Source organism: Kroppenstedtia guangzhouensis, assembly GCF_014637345.1.
GTDB classification, from domain to species: domain Bacteria; phylum Bacillota; class Bacilli; order Thermoactinomycetales; family DSM-45169; genus Kroppenstedtia; species Kroppenstedtia guangzhouensis.
Genome location: NZ_BMEX01000005.1, coordinates 129,043 through 148,456 on the forward strand (window position 1 = coordinate 129,043; position 19,414 = coordinate 148,456).

Below are 19,414 nucleotides of genomic sequence, written 5' to 3' on the forward strand. Positions count from 1 at the left end.
TCCCTCCGTTTATTACCGCTTATCCAGACGCCGGGATATCCAGTCTCCGCACCATTGAACCAACTGGACCATCAGGATCAGGAGGATCCCGCAGACATACAGCATGCCGTCGTTAAAAGATTGAAAGCCATACCGAAAAGCGGCATCCCCGAGGCCACCGCCGCCGACCACACCGGCCATCGCGGAGAAACTGATCAAAGTGACGCAGGTGACGGTCAGTCCCGAGACCAAAGCCGGAGTCGCTTCCGGGATCAGGACATATCTTACGACCTGAAGGCGGGTTGTTCCCACGGATCGGGCCGCCTCCACCACCCCTTTGTCCACTTCCCGCAAGGCGGTTTCCACCATTCTGGCGTAAAAAGGAGCTGCTCCGGCAATCAAGGGGATGGTGGCCGCAGTCGGCCCCAGGCTGGTCCCCACCAAAAACTCTGCCAAGGGAAACAGAAACAGTACCAACACAATAAAAGGAACCGCCCGAAAGATATTCACAAATCCGGACACTATTTTTTGCAACCAGGGCAGATCCCAGAGATTCCCCCGCTCGGTCACCACCAACAGGACTCCCAGCGGAATCCCAAACAGGGCCGTAAAAAATGTGGAAATTCCCACCATATAAGCGGTCTCTCCCGTAGCTTGCCACACAGCCGGCCAATCCACTTCATGAAACAAGTGCCTTCCCCTCCACCAATTCAACATATTCCCTGATCCGGTTCAGGAGATGATTCACATCCCCCGGGTCCCCGCCGATTTGGAATGAGATCCGCCCGTTTTCCTCCAGTTCACCATCCAGGATCCGGACAGTCACCCGGGAGTTGCCGACAACATCGCTCAGAATTTTCCATACTTGATCCCAGCGGGAAAAATCACAACGGATCACGATGCTCCTTTCAGGGGAAAGGGAATCCTCTCCTCCCACCCCTTCAACCCGCAGTTGACGGACAAATTGGCGCGTCAGGGGATGGCTGGGTTGATGGAATACCGAACCAACATCCCCGGATTCCACGATCCGTCCCTCATCCATCACTGCCACCCGCCGGCAGATGGACTGCACCACACTCATTTCGTGAGTGATCAACAGCAGAGAGATGCCGGTGTCCCGGTTAATCTCCTTCAGCAGTTCCAAAATGGAGGAGGTTGTCTCCGGGTCGAGGGCTGATGTGGCCTCGTCACACAGAAGCACACGGGGATCATTGGCCAATGCCCTTGCAATGCCGACCCGCTGTTTTTGGCCTCCGGAAAGTTGAGCGGGGTAGGCTTCCGCCCGGTCTGCCAGACCCACCCGCTCCAAGAGATCGTCCACTTTGCGACGAATTTCCTGTTTCGGCCGGCCCGCCACTTCCAGAGGAAAGGACACATTCTCCCGGACCGTGCGCGACCAGAGTAGATTGAAATGTTGGAAGATCATACCTATTTTTGTTCTGGCAGCCCGCAGTTCCCTTTCCCCGAGACTGGAGATCACCTGTCCGTTCACCACAACCTCTCCACTTGTCGGGATCTCCAATCCGTTCACCAGACGCAACAGGGTGCTTTTACCTGCACCGCTGCGACCGACGATCCCGAAGATCTCACCTTTTTCAACCTCCAGATCCACATCGATCAATGCCTGAACCGTCTGTGAATCTCTCCGGGAAAAGGTTTTATTCACTCTCTTCAGTTGAATCAATGACATCACCACCCAATAGAAAAAGTCCTTTCCACAGATGTAGAAAGGACCGATTCGCTCATCACAGATCCTTCCTCTCATCTGTCAGAGTCCTCAAGCTCTGCAGGAATTGGCACCTTAACCGCAGGGTGCGGTCGGTTGCCGGGTTTCATCGGGCCAGTCCCTCCACCTCTCTTGATAAGAGAAAGCGATGTATTCAAATGTTCAGATGTGATCATACCACGGCCTTCGAATCACGTCAACAGAAGATATTTCCTTCCCGTTCGCTTTATTTTCGTCTACCCTTCCCACTCATCTATTTCGGATGTTTTTCGGGAGATTACAATTACTTTACATTTGCGCAGGGAATCACTAAACTCAAGGCCGATCTCTTATAATAGAATTATCAAGAGGGTATGGGAGGTGCCCCGGATGAACACACCCGCAGTTGGCAAACCTTTCTGGTTGGGCATTTTCAACGCAGCGTTTTTGAGTATCCCGCTGTGGTTGCTCTTTTATTTGTCCCTGCGTTTGATGTTCTAAAGGGAACCATCCCATACCGTGCTCCAGATGCTTCCTGTTCCCATTCCATATCAATCATCGCAAAAGGGTTGCCGTGATCGGCAACCCTCTTTTTGAGGCCTTTATCTGGCACCGCTTCCCGACAGAACCACCCAGACTGTCCGCCACAAAATTTTCATGTCCAAGGCAAAGGATTGGCTGCGGATATAGTACATATCCATCTGGAATTTTTCCTCCGGAGTCGCCTCATAGCCTCCGTTCACCTGTGCCCATCCAGTCAATCCCGGTTTCACTGACAGGCGCTGCTTAAACCCCGGAATCTCCCGGGAAAATTTTTCGGTAAAAACATGCCGCTCCGGCCGGGGACCGATCAAACTCATATCCCCCCGCAGCACATTGATCAACTGGGGAACCTCATCAATCCGGGTCTTACGGATGAACTTTCCGACGCGTGTGACCCGGGGATCATTTTTAGTCGCCCATTGCGGTCCATTTTTCTCCGCATCAATCCGCATGGAACGCAATTTGAACACATGAAAACGACTCCCGTTTAGCCCCACTCTCTCCTGTGAATAAAAAATGGGGCCCTTGGATTCCAACCGGATCGCAATCGCCGTCAAAACCAACACCGGAAGAATAAAGATGAGCAGGGCAATGGAGAAAACCACTTCAAACCCTCTCTTGAACAAGGGATAAAAACGGGTTGTCGTATAAGGCGAACTCTCGGTTCGCGCCCTCAGATCGTTTTCGTAAGCCACCGCTTTGGAACGCATCCGCAAACCACTCCTGCCGTATGATGATTCCGTTGGGTCGGTTTATGGATGAAATATATTACAGTTCTTTTACAACCGAATTCTGTACTGCTGTCAAACGCCGTTTCAATCTGTTACTCAGTATACTGCAGATGCCCCGGTTTTACAATAGATCGGAACATCTATTTTACACAAAGATTACAGAGATGTTACAGTACGCCGTAAAAATCCAGTGTTTTCGCCAAACCTGTCTCCAAGTCCGTTATTGGATTCCAATTCAGAACGGACTTCACCCGATCGATGTTAAAGTAACTGTATTTGATGTCGCCGGGCCTGTCTGGTCCGTAGTTCACCTCCAACTTCCGTCCGCTGATTTTTTCCATCGTCTTGACCAAATCATTGAGGGAGGTATTCACCCCGGTGCCGAGATTGAAAATTTCCCCATCTCCCTCTTCCAATGCTGCCACATTGGCACGGGCCACATCCTCCACATAAATATAATCCCGGGTCTGCTCCCCGTCCCCATGAACAGTCAAGGGAAGATCCCGCAACAGCCGATCGATAAAGATGGAAATAACAGCCCCTTCACCATGAGGAACCTGCCGAATCCCATACACATTGGCATACCGGAAGATGGTGAAAGAAAGTCCGTGCAAACTATGATAGGCCCGGATGTATTCTTCAGGTGTTCCTTTGGAAATACCGTATGGAGACAATGGCGACAACGGATGTTGTTCGTCGATGGGCAAATATTGGGGATTTCCATAGATCGCCGCCGATGAAGCATAGATGAATTTGGCCACCCCGTGGCGGCGACAAGCTTCCAACAGGCGGATCGTGCCCAATATATTGGTTCGGGCATCCCCAAGAGGATCCTCAATAGAGCGGGTTACCTGGGATTGGGCTGCCTGATGGATTACCGCATCCGGCTGTTCTTCGCCGACCACCCGGTCGATCCCCTCATCCTGGATGTTCATCCGGTAAAATGGGAGACCCGGTCGCAGATACTCTTCTTCTCCGGTGGACAGATTATCAACCACCACCGCCTGATGCCCCTTTTCCAGCAATTGGTCCACGATATGGGAGCCGATAAAACCGGCTCCCCCCGTCACCAGCACTTTCATGTCCATAACTCCTTCTCTGTCGCAAAGGATTCCGCCCCTTCACGAAAATCCTCCAATGCTTCAGTAGTGGTGCCTCTTTATAAAGGAACGGGATTCCCCCGGTTTAAGTTTTTCGAGGTATGCCGGGGATAAATCCCAGATCCCGATCGGTGTTGAATCTTTAGGAGGTCGAGGGTGCCGGGAAGATACCATTTTTTCACAATAAGTACATGACGAAATCCGGGAGAGAAGCAACCTTGGAGAGACTGGTACTGAAGAATACCAGGCGATCCCGCTTCTTCTCTTCACTCAAATGGGTGAGCAACAGAACTGTAAAGCCCCCTTCATCCGGAGCGGTTGACTTCCTCCATCTGCTTGATCTCGGAGTGGAGCAGGGTCGCCAATTCCCGAAACAGCTTCCGGGCCAACTCTCTTCGATTGCCGAATCTCTCGATGTACCGTTGGCCGTTTTTGGCGATTCGATCCCGTTCCTGCTGTGACAAGTTCATCAATTTCTTGATTGCTTCGGCCAATCCCTGTGGATTTTCCGCACCGGAAAACAGACCCACGCCGTTTTCTTCCAAAATCCACCGGATCTCACCGTCAACGGTGGTGATCACCGGCTTGCCGACATACAGATAGTCAAACAGTTTGTTGGGGCGGGCCCCTCTGAAAATCTCATGATCTGCGAGGGAGATGATCCCACAATCAGCGGCATCGATATAATGATAAATCTCCTCTTTGGGAACCGGGTCTAGCAGGTGAACATGATGAAGCCCCAGCTCTTTCTTCAGGTGCCGGAGACGGCCCTTTTCCGGTCCATCCCCGATCAGGACGATTGCACACTCCGCGGGCAAGTGGACGGCCGCCCGGACGACGTGTTCCAGTGCATTGGCCGGGCCGTGGGCTCCGGCATACAGAGCGACAAACCGGTAAGGATCCACCCCCATCCGACGTCGGTAGGACCTTTTCTCCGATTCCCGGGGGTGCCAGGACCCCGGTACAATTCCGTTGGGGATCAGAGAGATTTTGTGGGGATCGATTCCTTTGGAGGCGATGAACTTGCGCTGATACTCTGTCAACACGACGATTTTATCCGCACGCCGGTAAAGAAATGACTCCAGCCGGGTCAAAGCTTTTATCACAGCAGAATTTTTCAGTCCCTTCATCTGGATCAGAGTATCCGGCCAAAGATCCCGTACTTCCAGGACGAAGGGACAGCGTTTCACCTTGGACAACAGCCATCCGGCCAGGGGAGTGAGCAAATGGGGGGAGGAAGCGTACAACAGATCCGGCCGCCTGCGGAAGCATCCGGCCAGCAAAAAGAGGCAGGAAAAGCTGACCATATTCAACACCCGACGGAAATCATTCCGGGTATGGGGAAAGGACCACAACCAGCGGAGGCGGAGACCGGGGATATCTGCCGAACCCCGTTCCGCTTCCCGGATCAAGCGCCGCCGGACATGATTGAAAGAGGAGAGCCACAGGGTCACTTCCGCCTGTTCTTCCGTCGCCCATTCCCGGGCCAGCTCATAATGTCGGGTAATCCCGCCCAGATGGGGGGGAGCCGCATAGTGATTGGCGATCCAGATACGCAATTGGCTTCACTCCCTTTGATCCCTCACAGCTCTTGATAGAGCTGTATTAATTTCTTCTCCTCCGCCCGCCAGTTGTATACTTCCCGGTGAGCTCGCCGCCCGTTGGCTCCCATCCGCCTCCGCAGCCCATCATCCTGAAGGATCTGCGCCACTTCCGCCGCCATTTCCCGTGGTCGAAGCGGATTCACCGTCCGACCGGCCCCGCTTCCCTCCACGATCTCCCGCCACAGAGGAAAGCGGCTGGCAATCACAGGCAATCCGGCTGCCATGTATTCAAACATCTTGATCGGAAGTGACTCCCGGTAATTCTCCACGGGATGAAGACAGACCAGGCCCACCTTCCCCCGTCCCAGCCACTGCTGCACTTCTGTATAGGAAACCTTTCCGTGGAGGATGATCCCCTTCTGCCGCAGAAACTCCTCCTTTCGATCTTCGGGCTTTATATGTTGTAAGGGTCCGATCAGATGAAGCTCCGCCTTCAACTCCCCGGGCAGGTGATCCATCATCTCGATCATCTCCCGGTAGCCCCGCAAGTAGGAGATCCCGCCGATATACAAGATCCTGTTTTTTTCATCCTCTCCACAGAAGGGGGTCGGATGGAATGGAAGAGGATAGTTCTTCACCACCTCCACCCGGGAACAGGTGGAAAAATTGCGGGCGATCGGCTCTGTCGCCGTCACCACTGCCGACAAGTGTCGGGCCATCCTCTTTTCCAGGAGGTCAGCCATCCGGGAGAGTGGCCTTTGCAACAGCTTTGGAATCCATGGCTTGGTGTGAATCTGTTTCGGCAGATCCTCATGGGCGTCGTAAATAACGGGGGCTCCTGTCCACCAACGAAGGAGAACTCCCCAGGGCAGCAGCTCCGGATCGTGAAAGTGAAATCGGTCCGCCCCGCTGGAGCGTGCCCGTTGAAAGAGGCGCCACCCTCTCAACAATCGGGCGACTCTGTTTTTGGGACGAGGGAGACCGATGATTCGCACACCCTGTTCCTCCCGTCGGTCAAAATCAGCCAGAGCGTGCAATTCCACCTGGTATCCTGCCCGGGCCAAAGAGACCGCCTCTTTGTAAAACACCCGGGAATCATTGTAGCTGTGGACAGAGCTGAAGATCATCACCTTTTTCCTCATGTGGCATCCCTTCTTCGGGGCAAACTTGCCTCCTCTTCCCGGCTCCCCATCGCCACCACTGCCAGCGCAAAACCCAGTACGATCCACATCGGAGTGAAATGGATCGCCGTACTGGGAGACATGCCGCCAAAGAAATAGCCGATGAGAGCGACCAGACTGGAGACCGCTCCCCAGCGGATCCAGGGAGAGGGGGGATTTGGCCCTTTCACTCGGGCCAATCGCCACAGCCGGTACAGAAGCAGGAAGTACAAAAGTATATACGGAATGAAAACCACCACCCCGAAATTGACCAGCACCTCTGCCCACCAATTATGGATATTGGTCTTGCCCACTTCAGGCATTTTCTGCATGTAGTACTCGATATTTCCGGCCCCCACTCCCAAATAGCGGCTCTGATGAAGCAACCGCAGACCATTCATAATCAATGCCTTGCGCGTATGAATACTCTGATCCCCGGAAACCGCCTGATTCGGCTCCTCTCCCCCCTCCTCCCGGAAGTTCCAGCTCCCCTGAAGATCCTGTATGACACCCAAGGTGGAACCCAGCTTGTCACGGGTATGCTGAGAGAGCAGGACGGAGGTCAACTGATGAACCAACAGGAGCGCCAACAGGAGCAACCCGGCTCCTTTGAGCAGATTTGCTCGAGTCAACTTCCGTCGTTCCACAGTGAAGGGGATCAGCAATCCCCACACCAAACCCGCCAGAGGAAGGACAAATCCATTGTTGCTGCGGGAGCCGGTCATCAGGAGACAACCGAGGGCGACCACCCCCGTCGCATACACCACTGACCTATTCCAGCGACGCATCGGGATCATATACAAGGCCGTCACCAAGAAGGGAAGGCCGAGGGTGATCGCTGTGGCAAAGTCGTTCTGATTGGTGAAAAAAGAAGTGGGATAAGGTTGATCTTCCCCAAAGTACCGGGATACGGGAAGATGCCATAAGGTGATTGATTCAACCAGCCCGAAGACGACAAGGACAAAAAAGACGCCGAACAGGATCCGGGAAGTCTGCCGTATGCCTCCTGAGCTACGGATAAAATAAGGGAAGGAGAGGCACAGGAGCAACATCATCATCAAAAATGCCATATACTTCAGACCCAATTCCAAGTGGCCGACCCAGGCCAAAGAGATGCCCCCATAGATCAACCATCCGGCGAAGAAAACGACATACCACCGCACCGGAATCAACTGAGAGAATGCGAGGGAGGGATGTCGGACCTGACGGATGATCAGTCCAGCCACCAACAGGAAGAAAACCACCCGGAAACAGGTCAATCTGAATCCGGGAAGAAGTGGCACTCCCAGGGTTGGACCCAATACGGCACACACCACCATCAGGTGGAAGAGCCGGTTCAGCTGTCTTTGTCCTGTCATCCACGGGGAACTCATCAAACACACTCACCTTTTTCCAATCAGGTTGGGCAATCGTTCACGCAGGTAGGTGATGGAACTTTTGTTGAACACGCCCGTCATAAACACCGCTGCCACCATCACGGCCAGGGAGAAGAGATAAACCATCCACAACCCGCTCCATCCCTGAACCTGGGCGTAGGTGATCGTGGAGAGAACCACCACGTATATCCCGAAATAGGTCAGCATCGATCGCATCCGGAAATCCACCCGGTATACCTTCTGTCCTTTCCGGTAGATGGAGAGGAATGCATAGAGATAAGTGACCACGTTCATGGCTGCAGTTCCCCATGGACCGACGATGGGGATCAGGATCCCATTGCCCACCAGATAGATGGCGGCAGCCACCAAAAAGGTTTTGGAGATCTCTTTGGTCCTTTTTTGAATCAGCAGACCGACCCCGACGATCAAGTGCATGGTGTTGAGCACCGTGCCTGTAGCCAGCATCCAGACATACGGGTAGGCTCCAAAGTATTCTTCACTCCCGGCCACCACCTGGATCAGCGGCTGGATAAAGAATGTTAAAAACAAGATGAAGAAAGTGGCCAACACCAAAAATCCCCGTCCCAGCAAACTGTAGATCTGCTGTGCGTCCTCCCTGTCTTTGATGGAGACGGAGAAGGGACGCCAAGCCAGCTGAAAAGCCGTTGTCAGGAGGGCGATCATGCTGGCGAAGCGCAGCGCCAAGCCAAACACCCCAGCGACTTCGGAAGAGACCATGTGGTAGATCATGGGGCGGCTGACGGCGTTCATCACCCAGAACGCAAGCAACGCCGGCAACAGGGGGACCCCGTACTTCAACAGATCTTTCACATGCCGCTTATGCACTGACAGCGTGAATTTATCCCGGTAATGCCAGAGCAGCACGGCAGCCACCAGCGCCTGGGCCACGATTTGTCCGTAAAAGATCCCCATTACACCCTGTTTTTCCACCACGACAAAGTAAACACTGGCCAGAGAAGAGCCGATAACAAAGCTCATACTTCCGATATTGAAGGTCCATACCTGACGGCTGTAGCGGGCATAAGCGAGGGTTTGCTGGATAATCACATTGAAGACGATCACCAAGACCGCCATCGTCAGCAAATGCGGATATCCTTCGGGATGATCGTATAGCAGCTTGGATGAAGGCTCGCTGATGAAATAGACAATCAGGAGAAAGACGAGGCTGATCAGCGTCGGAAACATCACCGCCGCCGTAAAATACCCGTTCCGGTCTTTTTCATCCTTGGCCGCAAAGTAATAATAGGCAAAAGCAGTGTCTGTACCCAGTATGCACAAATAAGTGAGAACCATGGCAATGGTGTTCGTCTGATCCCAATCCGCAAACTCCGAACTGAGCAGTTGACGGGTATAGACCGGAACCAACAGAAAGCTGACAATCTTGTTTCCCATCAACGCAAATGCAAAGGCGGTGGAATCGGAGAAGAGTTGCTTGATCTTGGTTAGCATAACCCCTTTACCTCTCTCTAACTTCCGCGCATCTCCCCCTCGGGAACCCGGCGGAGCGGCCTCGCCGGAACTCCGGCATAGACCCAGGCCGGTTCCGTGTCCCGGTTGACCACCGCCCCCGCGGCGATGAAACTCTCCTCTGCGACCACCACACCTGGCAGGAGGATGGCCCCGCCCCCGACCCGGGCCCTCCGTTTCACCGTGGGCCCCCTGATTTGCCGGAAGCGCTCCTCGGTTCGCCCCATGTAGTTATCATTGGTGGTGATCACCCCGGGAGCGATAAAGACCTGCTCTTCCAACCGGGAGTGGGCAGTGATATACGCGTTGGTTTGGATTTTTGTGCAGGAACCGATCTCCACCCGGTTTTCCACGGCAACTCCGCAGCCGATGAGGACGCGGTTGCCGATGAGACAATGTTCACGGACAAAAGCATGATCCGCCACCAGGACTTCCGCTCCGATCCGGCTGCCCCGATACAGGACAGCGTGGGTGCCGATGGTGCATCCCTCCCCCAGGGACAAGGGAGAAAGGGTGGGATCCACCTGGACCGTGCTGGTTTGGGCCGGCCGGGGCCAGCGTCCGACCACAGCCTGATCGGCAATCGTCGTCCCAGCTCCGATGATCGTATCCGCGTGGATGGTCACATGGTTTCCGACGGTGACATTATCGCCCAAAACGGCTCCTTCTTCAATCACGGTAAAAAGACCTATTTTCACTCCATCTCCGATCTGAGCTTTCGGATGAATCCAACAGTCCATCAACCACCCCTCCCTTCGTATTAAATCTTTTCGTAATCCCCCCGGATCTTTTGTACACCTTTCAATCCGTTACGGGTATCAAAAATCAACCGGGCCTTCTCCCCGATCAAAGGATAGTCATAGGCACTGTGATCCGTAGTGATCACAGTGATATCCGCTTCTTCCAACAGTTCGGCACTCAGGGATTCACTTTCATAGATCTGACCGTCCAAATGGAAAGAGGGGATATGGGGATCATTCACCCGGACGTCGGCACCTTGTTTCACCAATTGTCGGAGGATCTCGATCGCCGGGGATTCCCGCATGTCATCAATATCCCGCTTATAGGCGACGCCTAAGAGCAGCACTTTGGAACCTTTCAGGGGTTTTCCGTGGCGGCTCAACATCTTCATGATCCGCTCCACCACAAAATCGGGCATATAATTGTTGATTTCACCCGCCAGCTCGATCAGACGGGTGTGGTACTTGTATTCTCTGGCTTTCCAGGTCAAGTAGTAGGGATCAATCGGAATACAGTGTCCCCCGAGACCTGGGCCCGGATAGAAGGCCATAAACCCGTAGGGTTTGGTTTTGGCCGCCTCCACCACTTCCCAGTAGTCGATGCCCATCTTGTTGCACAGGATTGACATCTCATTGGCAAGGGCGATGTTGAGATTGCGAAAGGTGTTTTCCAGGATTTTTTCCATTTCAGCCACTGCCGGACCGGACACCTCAAACACTTCCCCTTCAAGTACATTTCGGTAGAGGGCCGCTGCCATCCGGGTGCAGTCCCCCGTGATTCCACCCACCACTTTGGGAGTGTTTTTGGTCTTATAGACCTTATTCCCGGGATCAACCCGCTCCGGGGAGAAGGCGAGGTAAAAATCCCGTCCCACTTTCAACCCGCTCTCCTCTAGGATGGGTAGAACCACTTCCTCTGTGGTACCGGGATAGGTGGTGCTCTCCAGGACCACCAGCATCCCGGGGTGGAGTCGCTTGGCGATCTGCCGCGTCGATTCCTCCACATAGGAGGTATCCGGCTGTTGATAACGATCCAGAGGAGTGGGAACACAGATGGAGACGGCATCCACCCGGGCAATATCCGAGTAGTCCGCAGTTGCGCATAACTGCCCGGTCTCAACGAGGTTGGCCAGCTCTTCATCCACCACATCCCCGATATAATTGATTCCCCGGTTCACCATATCCACACGCTTCTGCTGGATATCAAACCCGATCACCCGGTAGCCGGCCTTCGCCTTTTCCACCGCCAGCGGCAGTCCGACATAACCGAGACCGACGACACCGATCACTGCGTCCTTCCGGTTGAACCTATCCAACACCTCTTCGGTGTTCATCCTTCCTCTTCCCTCCGTTCATCCAAGGAAAAAATCTCTGATCGCAGCTACCACTCCATCCTGGGCCACCTCATCCAGCTCCGGACCGAGGGGCAATGCCATCGCACGGCGGGAGACTTCTTCAGCCACGGGCAAGTCCCCTTCCCTGTATCCCAAATCCCGGTAGACTTCCTGGAGATGAAGCGGAACCGGATAGTAGGCGGCGGTGTCAATCCCCTGGTCTCTCAGATGTTTCATCAATTCTTGCCTCCGCCGGGTCTGGATGATATAGAGATGGTAAATATGCTTCCGATCCGCCGGGACAGTCGGTATAACAATCGGCAGATCTGCCAGGGACTGATCATAGATCTCGGCCTTCACCCTCCGCGCCTCATTCCAGGCTTCCAGATAGCGAAGTTTCACCCGGAGAGCCGCCGCCTGCAACTCATCCAAGCGACTGTTGTAGCCGAGGGCGATATGATGGTATTTGGATTGAGAACCTCGGCCGTGAACCCGGAGGCTGCGCAACTTTTTCGCCAGCTCTTCGTCATCGGTGATCACCATTCCCCCGTCCCCGTACCCACCGAGGTTTTTCGTGGGAAAAAAGGAGTAGCTGGCCGCATCACCGAAGGATCCCACCTTCCGCCCTTTATATTCCGCTCCGATGGCTTGGGCGGCATCCTCCAGCACTTTGAGTCCATAATCCTTTGCAAATGCCGTCACTTCATCCATATCCGCCGGTTGACCAAAGAGGTGGACCGGAAGGATCGCCCGGGTGCGGGGAGTGTATTTCTGTTCCAGCTGTTCCACATCGAGAAGATAAGTTTCAGGGTCGATATCGATGAAAACCGGTCGGGCCCCCAACCGGGAGATCACCTCTGCGGTAGCAAAAAAAGTAAAGGGAGAGGTGATCACCTCATCCCCCGGACCGATCCCCCAGGCATCCAGGGTCAAGAGCAGAGCATCCGTTCCGTTGGCCACCCCGATCCCATGTCGGGTACCGCTGAAGGCGGCCACTTCCTCCTCCAGGGCTTTTACCTCAGGCCCCAGAATGTAACGTCCGCTATCCAACACCCTCCTCATCGCCTCTTGAATCTCCACGCGAATCCACCGGTGCTGGCCTGCCAGATCCAACAATGGTGTCCGGTTCATTTCTCCATCCCCCTTGTTCGCGTCGGGGAATGTCGCTCCCCCGACTCTGCCAAAAGCTCCTTGATCCTGACCGGTCGACCGAACTCAGCTGCCTGTTGACAAGCGATCACCAAGCTGAGGGCTCTTTTGCCATCTTCCCCGGTCACAGAAGGCTTTTTTCCAGAACGGACAGCTGCAGTCATATTCTCGATCAGGCATTGATGCCCCGGCACACCCCAAGGGTCCTCATCCACCTGTTGAATGATTCTGTTCCCATACTCCTCACTCAGATCGGCAAATCTCCAGGTTCGGATGCGGTGGGCCGTAGTCCCTCCAATCACCGCGGTGCCTCTTTCTCCAAACAGGGACAGGGATTCCTCCAGATTGTTCGGATAAACCGTGACCGCTGCCTCAATTACGCCGAGAGCCCCGTTTCTGAATTTGAGGATGGATACCGAAGTGTCTTCTGTTTCAATCTGTCTGAGACGCGTAGCCTGATAAGAGGCAACCTCCTCCACCTCCCCCATCAACCACAGAAGGAGGTCCAGGTTGTGTATGGCTTGATTCATCAACACTCCTCCATCCATCCGGCGTGTGCCTCTCCAAAGGGCTTGGTCATAATATGCTTGATTTCGGTTCCAGCGGAGAGTGGCATTGGCATGACTGAAGGTGCCGAAAGCGCCGGACTCCACCCGCTCCTTCAACCGGCGCATCGCCGGCCGGAAGCGGTTGGGGTGGACCACACAAAGTTGAACCCCATTTTCCCTGCAAGCCTCAATCATCTGGTCAGCATCCTCCAGCGTGAGCGCCATCGGCTTTTCCACCACTACATGTTTCCCGGCATGGGCTGCCTGAACCGTGAGGTCTTTGTGCGTGCCGCTGGGCGTGCAGATGTTGACCACATCCAGATCAGGATGAGCCAACATCTCCTCCACATCGGTATATTCAACCACGTCCCCGCCCATGAATGGTTCCAGACGGATCGGATCCGTATCGCAAACTGCAGCCAATCGGGCCCCCTTCACGGCTTGGATCGCTGCCACATGCTTATTGGCGATGTGTCCGCATCCGATGATGCCGTAATGGATCATGATGGTCCCTCACTTTCTGAATGGTTGTGCCCGTCCGAAGACGGGCACAGTTAACGGTCTGTCCTTTATTACAAACATGTTACAACACCAGTATCAATGTAACACAGCTGAAATATATTTAGAATCCGAAAAGGCTAATCTTTACGAAACCTTAGTCATTTCTTTTACGATTCTTATCTAACAGGTGGGTGTACAGCTTCACCATCCGCTCAGCATTTCTCTGCCAGGTGTGGGAGCCGGATTCCGCATAGGCCCGTTCTCCCATATCATGGGCAAGACCCTCGTCATCCATCAACAGAATCCCCAGATAGTGAACCAGGTCTTCCGGATCTTTCGGTTTTGCCAAAAACCCCGTCTTCCGGTGCTGAAGGATCTCGGAGACCCCTCCGACATCCGTCGCCACCACCGGCTTTCCACACCCCATGGCTTCCAGAAGAATGGAGGGAAGCCCTTCACTGAGACTGGACAGTGCCACCACATCACTGCTGTTGATCCACCAGGGAATTTCATTGTGGGGTCTTCTCCCCATAAAATGTATTCGATCTTTGATGCCTTTCTCCCGGGATCTTTTTTTCAGTGATCCTCTCAAGGGACCGTCCCCCACCAGATACAGGTGGGAATCGGGATGCTGAGCGGCCACTGTGGCAAAAGCATCGATCAGATATTCAATCCCCTTCACTTTGTGGAGATTGCCCACATACAGAATGATTTTCTCCTTTTCCGGAAGCTGAAGATATTCTCTTGCCACACTTTGAGACCGGGGATAAAAACGCTTCGGATCAAATCCGTTATAAATGGTGGTCGCCTCCACTCCGGCCACAAGCTTCTGGGCATCCCGTTTCAACCGGTTGCTCACTGTCACGATATGATCGCAGTTTCTAAGAGCAAGCTCCGTGCGTTCCAGCACTCCCTTATTCCGGAAAGGATACAGACGGATGTCAGATCCATGAATCGTGCTGACCACCGGAACCGAAAACACCTTCTTCAACAAAGTTCCCGCATATCCATCGGGAAATATGGTGTGACAATGGATGAGATCAAAGTCGAAGGACTCTTTCAGTTGCTGAATTTCACCAACCAAGGCTTGATAATACAAATACCCGAAAGCTTGAAAAAACAGACCGCCTGGGAACATCCGGGCCGGTACATAGTGAATCGGAATCCTGTCCATTGTGGCCCTCCGGGGGAATTTGGTATACACCCTCCATTTGGGGTAGAGCGGAAACCGGGGAATGGGGGAAACGACCCGAATTTCCATCCCCATCTGTTTCAGCGCTTTCACCTGGTTGTGAACAAAGACCCCCGACATCGGATTGGCCGGGTTGGGATACATATGGGAAATCACTAGTATCTTCAGGCTCATGATGTTGTTGTTCTTCCTTTCTCCTGCGCTCCCCCGTCGCCAAAACCCGACTGCCAAACAGGCCTGGGCGGGGGGGATCCGCGACTACTATCGGCATCCTCCGTTCTTTCTCAGCAGTTCCACGATCCGCTCCGCAGTGTGACCCTTCCCAAAAACGGGATAAGCTTTGGAGAAATCCACATGAAAAGTTTCCACATATTCGATAATTTTCCTCTTATTTGCCCCGACAAGGATATTGGTTTTTTGTTCCACCGTTTCTGTCCATTCCGTTTCGTCCCGCATCGTGATACATGGAACTTGCAGGAGAAAGGCTTCTTTTTGTACTCCACCGGAATCAGTCAAGATTTTGGCAGCATTCATTTCAAGTTGGAGCATGTCCAGATAGCCCACGGGCTCAATCACTTTCAAGCGGGAATTGGTAAAGGTGAGTCCCTGTCTCTCCATCCGGTTGCGCGTCCGTGGATGCAATGGCAAGATCATCGAGGATTCCAATTCGTTCAAAGCGGATACGATTTCCTCCAACCGATCGGGATCATCTGTGTTTTCCGCGCGGTGCAGAGTCACCAGGACATACTCTCGCCGCTTGGCCCCCAGTTGCTCCAGGATTCTGCGGTCATTGGCGAGGGCGCGGTTAAATTCAACTGCATCCACCATCACATCGCCAACCTGAACCACCCCCCGAAAAATACCTTCCGAAGCCAACTGTTCAACCGCCGTCTTTGTCGGGCAACACAGAAGATCCGATATATGGTCAGTCAGGACGCGGTTGATCTCTTCGGGCATCTGTCGATTGAAGCTGCGAAGCCCGGCTTCCACATGGGCGACTGGAATTTGGAGCTTGGCGGCGGCAAGGGCTCCTGCCAGAGTCGTATTGGTGTCTCCGTACACCAGTACCCAATCCGGCTGTTCCCGAATCAGCACCTCTTCCAATCCGGACAACATTTCTCCGGTCTGGGCCCCATGGGTCTTGAATCCGACTTGCAGATGGTAATCCGGCCGGGGAATTTTCAGTTCTTCAAAGAAGATTTCGGACATCGCCGGATCATAATGTTGGCCGGTATGGACCAGGATTTCCGTTTCCCTTCTCCTGAGACATCTGGAGACGGGAGCCGCTTTGATAAATTGTGGGCGTGCCCCCACCACGGTGACCACTTTCACGAACCACACTCCTTCTCAGGCAACTATCTGGCGTTGTCAGGGCATGTCTGCTCATTCAACTTCGATACGCAACGGGATACCCCCTATGTTGGAGAAACGGAATCTTCCAGTCCCTTGTTCCGGAGTTTACACTTTTTTTATTTACCATTTACAAAGAAAACCCCTTCTTCAAGGGGTCTTCATTGCATGGTTCAGGATGGATCCTGAATCGCAAACAACATCTCTCCTTCTGCCACCACCGTATCTTTGACCCGTGCCACCGCTTTCCCTTTTCCGAAAGAGGGGCGCAGCTTCAACATCTCCACTTCCAGTGTGAGCACATCCCCTGGCCCGACCTGACCCCGAAAGCGAAACTTTTCAATGCCTGCGAAAAAAGCCAGCTTTCCCCGATTTTCCTCCATCCCGAGAACAGCGACAGCTCCCACTTGGGCCAACGCTTCCACGATCAACACTCCCGGCATCACAGGCTGACCGGGAAAATGTCCCTGAAAATACGGCTCCGTCATGGTCACATTTTTGGTGCCCACTGCCCGCTTCCCCACTTCACATTCCAAAATTCGGTCAACCAACAAGAACGGATAGCGGTGGGGAATCACTTCCTGAATCTGATTGATATCCATCTCCACTCAAAATCCTCTCTTTCCCTATGCGAAGTGATGGTCATTCACAGGCATATTGATCAACCATACTCCAGGTGGAAAGATCGTGTGTGGACAGGAGACCGTAAAACCCAGGGTCGCATCTCTCCCGGTCTTGCTGCGACAACACACGTATCCCTTCCCTCCGCCTTTTTTCTGGTTCATCGACAGCCCGGTTTCATTCTTTTTGATTCTAACACAATCGTCAGGGTCCTGATCAAAAAGCCAAACGCTCCGCCAAGATCCAGGCATCGGAACCACTTTTCCATGTATGAAAGGCCGAAAGCCTTACTACAATAAAAGTGTCCCCCTGCCGGCATACGGCGGGGGTTCAAATAAAAGGCACCGGAGGATGATCCCCCGGTGCTCTTTTTACGCATGTTTTTCCACAGCTCTCGCCACTGCCTGATGCACTTTAGGATCCAGAGGATGAGGTACCAAATCCCCCTCCTTCGTACATTCGGCAATCGCTATTGCAGCCGCCACCAACATTTGTCTGGTGATTTTTTTGGCGTGGGCGTTTAGTGCCCCCCGAAAAATTCCCGGGAAGCCGAGAAGATTGTTGACGGAACGGCCATCAGCGGCATAAGCCGCCCCCGCCCGCCGAGCCACATCCGGCTCAATCTCAGGCTTGGGATTGGAGAGGGCCAGGATCACTTGTCCCTTTTGAACCCATTCCTCCCGGATTAAACCGGAAACGCCGGTGGTGGCAACTACGATATCAGCCCGTTCCATCAGCTCCTCCAGACCATCCACGGTCTCACCACCGATATTCCACAGGCGTTCCTTCGCCTTCGTTGACTTGTCGGCGCCTATCACTTGTTTCACTCCGTAATCCATCAACATCCGGCAAATGGCAAGGCCGGCAGCTCCCAGTCCGATCTGTCCGACCACGGCATTCTTCAAATTGACGCCTGCATTCTGACCTGCTGTAATCACCGCCGCCAAGGTGACCACTGCGGTCCCATGCTGGTCATCGTGCATCACCGGGATGTCCAGCTCCCGCTTTAACCGCTCCTCCACTTCAAAACAGCGAGGGGAGGAGATATCCTCCAGCAAGATCCCGCCGAATCCCGGAGCAATATTTTTGACCGTCCGGACCATTTCCTCCGGGTCCTGCGTGGATAACAAGATGGGGATTCCGCTGATGCCCACAAACCGGTCCAAAAGAGCTGCTTTTCCTTCCATGACCGGCAACCCGGCCACCGGACCGATATCTCCCAATCCCAAAATGGCTGTTCCATCGGTCACGATGGCGACTGTGTTGGCGATAGAGGTATAGTGACGGGCTTTTTCCGGATCTTTGTGGATCTCGCGACAGACATCGGCCACCCCGGGAGTGTACACCCGGCGCAGGTCGGCCAGGGAGCGGATGTCCAACCTGCTCTTCATGCGAATCTTTCCGCCTTCATGGGCCCTCAGCACATCATCGGAGACTGCGTGTAGCCGGATTCCATCCCCGAGACGACGAATTCCATCCAAAACCTGTTCCAGTTGTTCTTCATCATCACAGTGAACGGTGATATTTCGCAGGGTGGAGGCGACTCCCACTTTTACCGTTTCAATGTCGCCGATATCTCCTCCCGACAAACCGATGGCGGTTGCCACCTTGCCCAGATTTCCGGGAAAGGACGGTGTTTCCACCACCAGCGACCGGATAATGTTTCTGTCAGCCAAAAAAGAACACCTCCCACAACCTCAAAACCGATCCGGCAAGGGGGGAACCGGCAACAACCGATTCTTTTCCTCACATGGATCGTTCATTGATCAGATTGAATTGGATCAGATAAACCAGTGAAGTGACGAAGGAAAAGATGATCACACCCCAAAGGAATTTCTCCCCGATCGGGTGATCAAACATCAACAGGAAAAGAGCAAAATAATAGAGTACGGTGGTCAACTTTCCCATGATATTGGCCGGCACTGTCAGTTTTCCCCGAAAATGAAAAAAGGCAGAGGCGACAATCATCCCCAGATCCCGGAGAAAAATCGCGACCGCCGCAGGGATGCTGATCCGCTGTGATATAAGCAGGGAGAGAAACACCGCCAACATCATCAATTTGTCCGCCAGAGGGTCCAACATGATTCCCAACTGTGTCACCTGACTGTGTCTCCTTGCCAGATACCCATCGATCACATCGGTGATCCCAGCCAGGAGAAGCACTCCAAAGGCCCACTGCATCCGATAGGGAAGATCGGAGAAAAAAACAGCCAGATAGATTGGGATCAGAGTAAACCTTATCAAGGTGACTGTATTGGGTAAATTCAATCGGAGTCCCTCCTCAAGGATTCCACCGCTTGTTGATACCCGGAAAAAACTGGAGTTACGAGAAAAGACCCGTCTCCGCCGCCCG

The 19,414-nt window shown here is 53.6% G+C and carries 17 protein-coding genes and 1 riboswitch; all 17 genes read right to left on the bottom strand.

All coding sequences use genetic code 11. The features are described 5' to 3' along the window. Positions 1-12: 12 nt before the first annotated feature. The 17 genes from IEV46_RS08940 to IEV46_RS09020 all read right to left on the bottom strand — a co-directional run bounded on the left by IEV46_RS08940 (position 13) and on the right by IEV46_RS09020 (position 19,329). Positions 13-669: a methionine ABC transporter permease gene (locus IEV46_RS08940; RefSeq protein ID WP_188432173.1), complete on the bottom strand. Its 657-nt coding sequence runs from the start codon at positions 667-669 to the stop codon at positions 13-15. Next, positions 659-1,663, bottom strand: a complete 1,005-nt coding sequence (locus IEV46_RS08945; protein WP_188432435.1) for a methionine ABC transporter ATP-binding protein — start codon at positions 1,661-1,663, stop codon at positions 659-661. Before IEV46_RS08945 ends, IEV46_RS08940 begins: the two co-directional genes overlap by 11 nt. Positions 1,664-1,737: 74 nt before the next feature. Beyond that, a riboswitch (SAM riboswitch) is annotated at positions 1,738-1,847 on the bottom strand. A 439-nt stretch (positions 1,848-2,286) separates the two neighbouring features. Next, on the bottom strand, positions 2,287-2,937 hold the full coding sequence (locus IEV46_RS08950) for a sugar transferase (RefSeq protein ID WP_188432175.1): 651 nt from the start codon (positions 2,935-2,937) through the stop codon (positions 2,287-2,289). Positions 2,938-3,125: 188 nt separating this feature from the next. Next, a complete protein-coding gene (locus IEV46_RS08955; RefSeq protein WP_188432177.1) occupies positions 3,126-4,040 on the bottom strand; it encodes an NAD-dependent epimerase/dehydratase family protein in 915 nt (304 codons plus the stop codon). A gap of 323 nt (positions 4,041-4,363) precedes the next feature. Next, on the bottom strand, positions 4,364-5,617 hold the full coding sequence (locus IEV46_RS08960) for a glycosyltransferase family 4 protein (protein ID WP_188432179.1): 1,254 nt from the start codon (positions 5,615-5,617) through the stop codon (positions 4,364-4,366). Between the two features lie 23 nt (positions 5,618-5,640). Next, the gene (locus IEV46_RS08965; protein ID WP_188432182.1) at positions 5,641-6,744 is read right to left on the bottom strand and encodes a glycosyltransferase family 4 protein; all 1,104 of its coding nucleotides are present in this window, start codon (positions 6,742-6,744) and stop codon (positions 5,641-5,643) included. After that, positions 6,741-8,120 (bottom strand): O-antigen ligase family protein, encoded by a 1,380-nt coding sequence (locus tag IEV46_RS08970; protein WP_188432184.1) that lies wholly within the window; start codon positions 8,118-8,120, stop codon positions 6,741-6,743. The genes IEV46_RS08965 and IEV46_RS08970 overlap by 4 nt, the downstream gene beginning before the upstream one ends. A 24-nt stretch (positions 8,121-8,144) precedes the next feature. After that, entirely contained in the window at positions 8,145-9,608 is a 1,464-nt protein-coding gene (locus tag IEV46_RS08975; RefSeq protein ID WP_188432186.1) for a lipopolysaccharide biosynthesis protein, read from the bottom strand. 17 nt (positions 9,609-9,625) lie between these two features. Further along, entirely contained in the window at positions 9,626-10,366 is a 741-nt protein-coding gene (locus tag IEV46_RS08980; protein ID WP_188432188.1) for an acyltransferase, read from the bottom strand. Positions 10,367-10,386: 20 nt separating this feature from the next. Continuing rightward, complete coding sequence (locus IEV46_RS08985) at positions 10,387-11,700, bottom strand: nucleotide sugar dehydrogenase (protein ID WP_188432190.1); 1,314 nt, start codon at positions 11,698-11,700, stop codon at positions 10,387-10,389. A gap of 18 nt (positions 11,701-11,718) precedes the next feature. Next, positions 11,719-12,831 (bottom strand): DegT/DnrJ/EryC1/StrS family aminotransferase, encoded by a 1,113-nt coding sequence (locus IEV46_RS08990; protein WP_188432192.1) that lies wholly within the window; start codon positions 12,829-12,831, stop codon positions 11,719-11,721. Continuing rightward, on the bottom strand, positions 12,828-13,901 hold the full coding sequence (locus IEV46_RS08995) for a Gfo/Idh/MocA family protein (protein ID WP_188432194.1): 1,074 nt from the start codon (positions 13,899-13,901) through the stop codon (positions 12,828-12,830). The genes IEV46_RS08990 and IEV46_RS08995 overlap by 4 nt, the downstream gene beginning before the upstream one ends. 151 nt (positions 13,902-14,052) lie before the next feature. Continuing rightward, positions 14,053-15,264 (bottom strand): glycosyltransferase family 4 protein, encoded by a 1,212-nt coding sequence (locus IEV46_RS09000; protein ID WP_188432196.1) that lies wholly within the window; start codon positions 15,262-15,264, stop codon positions 14,053-14,055. Positions 15,265-15,351: 87 nt separating this feature from the next. Then, positions 15,352-16,422: a non-hydrolyzing UDP-N-acetylglucosamine 2-epimerase gene (wecB, locus tag IEV46_RS09005; RefSeq protein WP_188432198.1), complete on the bottom strand. Its 1,071-nt coding sequence runs from the start codon at positions 16,420-16,422 to the stop codon at positions 15,352-15,354. 191 nt (positions 16,423-16,613) lie between these two features. Continuing rightward, the gene (fabZ, locus tag IEV46_RS09010) at positions 16,614-17,042 is read right to left on the bottom strand and encodes a 3-hydroxyacyl-ACP dehydratase FabZ (protein ID WP_188432436.1); all 429 of its coding nucleotides are present in this window, start codon (positions 17,040-17,042) and stop codon (positions 16,614-16,616) included. Positions 17,043-17,432: 390 nt separating this feature from the next. Further along, complete coding sequence (locus IEV46_RS09015) at positions 17,433-18,737, bottom strand: NAD-dependent malic enzyme (RefSeq protein WP_188432199.1); 1,305 nt, start codon at positions 18,735-18,737, stop codon at positions 17,433-17,435. A gap of 70 nt (positions 18,738-18,807) precedes the next feature. Beyond that, complete coding sequence (locus IEV46_RS09020; RefSeq protein WP_188432202.1) at positions 18,808-19,329, bottom strand: CDP-alcohol phosphatidyltransferase family protein; 522 nt, start codon at positions 19,327-19,329, stop codon at positions 18,808-18,810. Between the last annotated feature and the right edge of the window lie 85 nt (positions 19,330-19,414).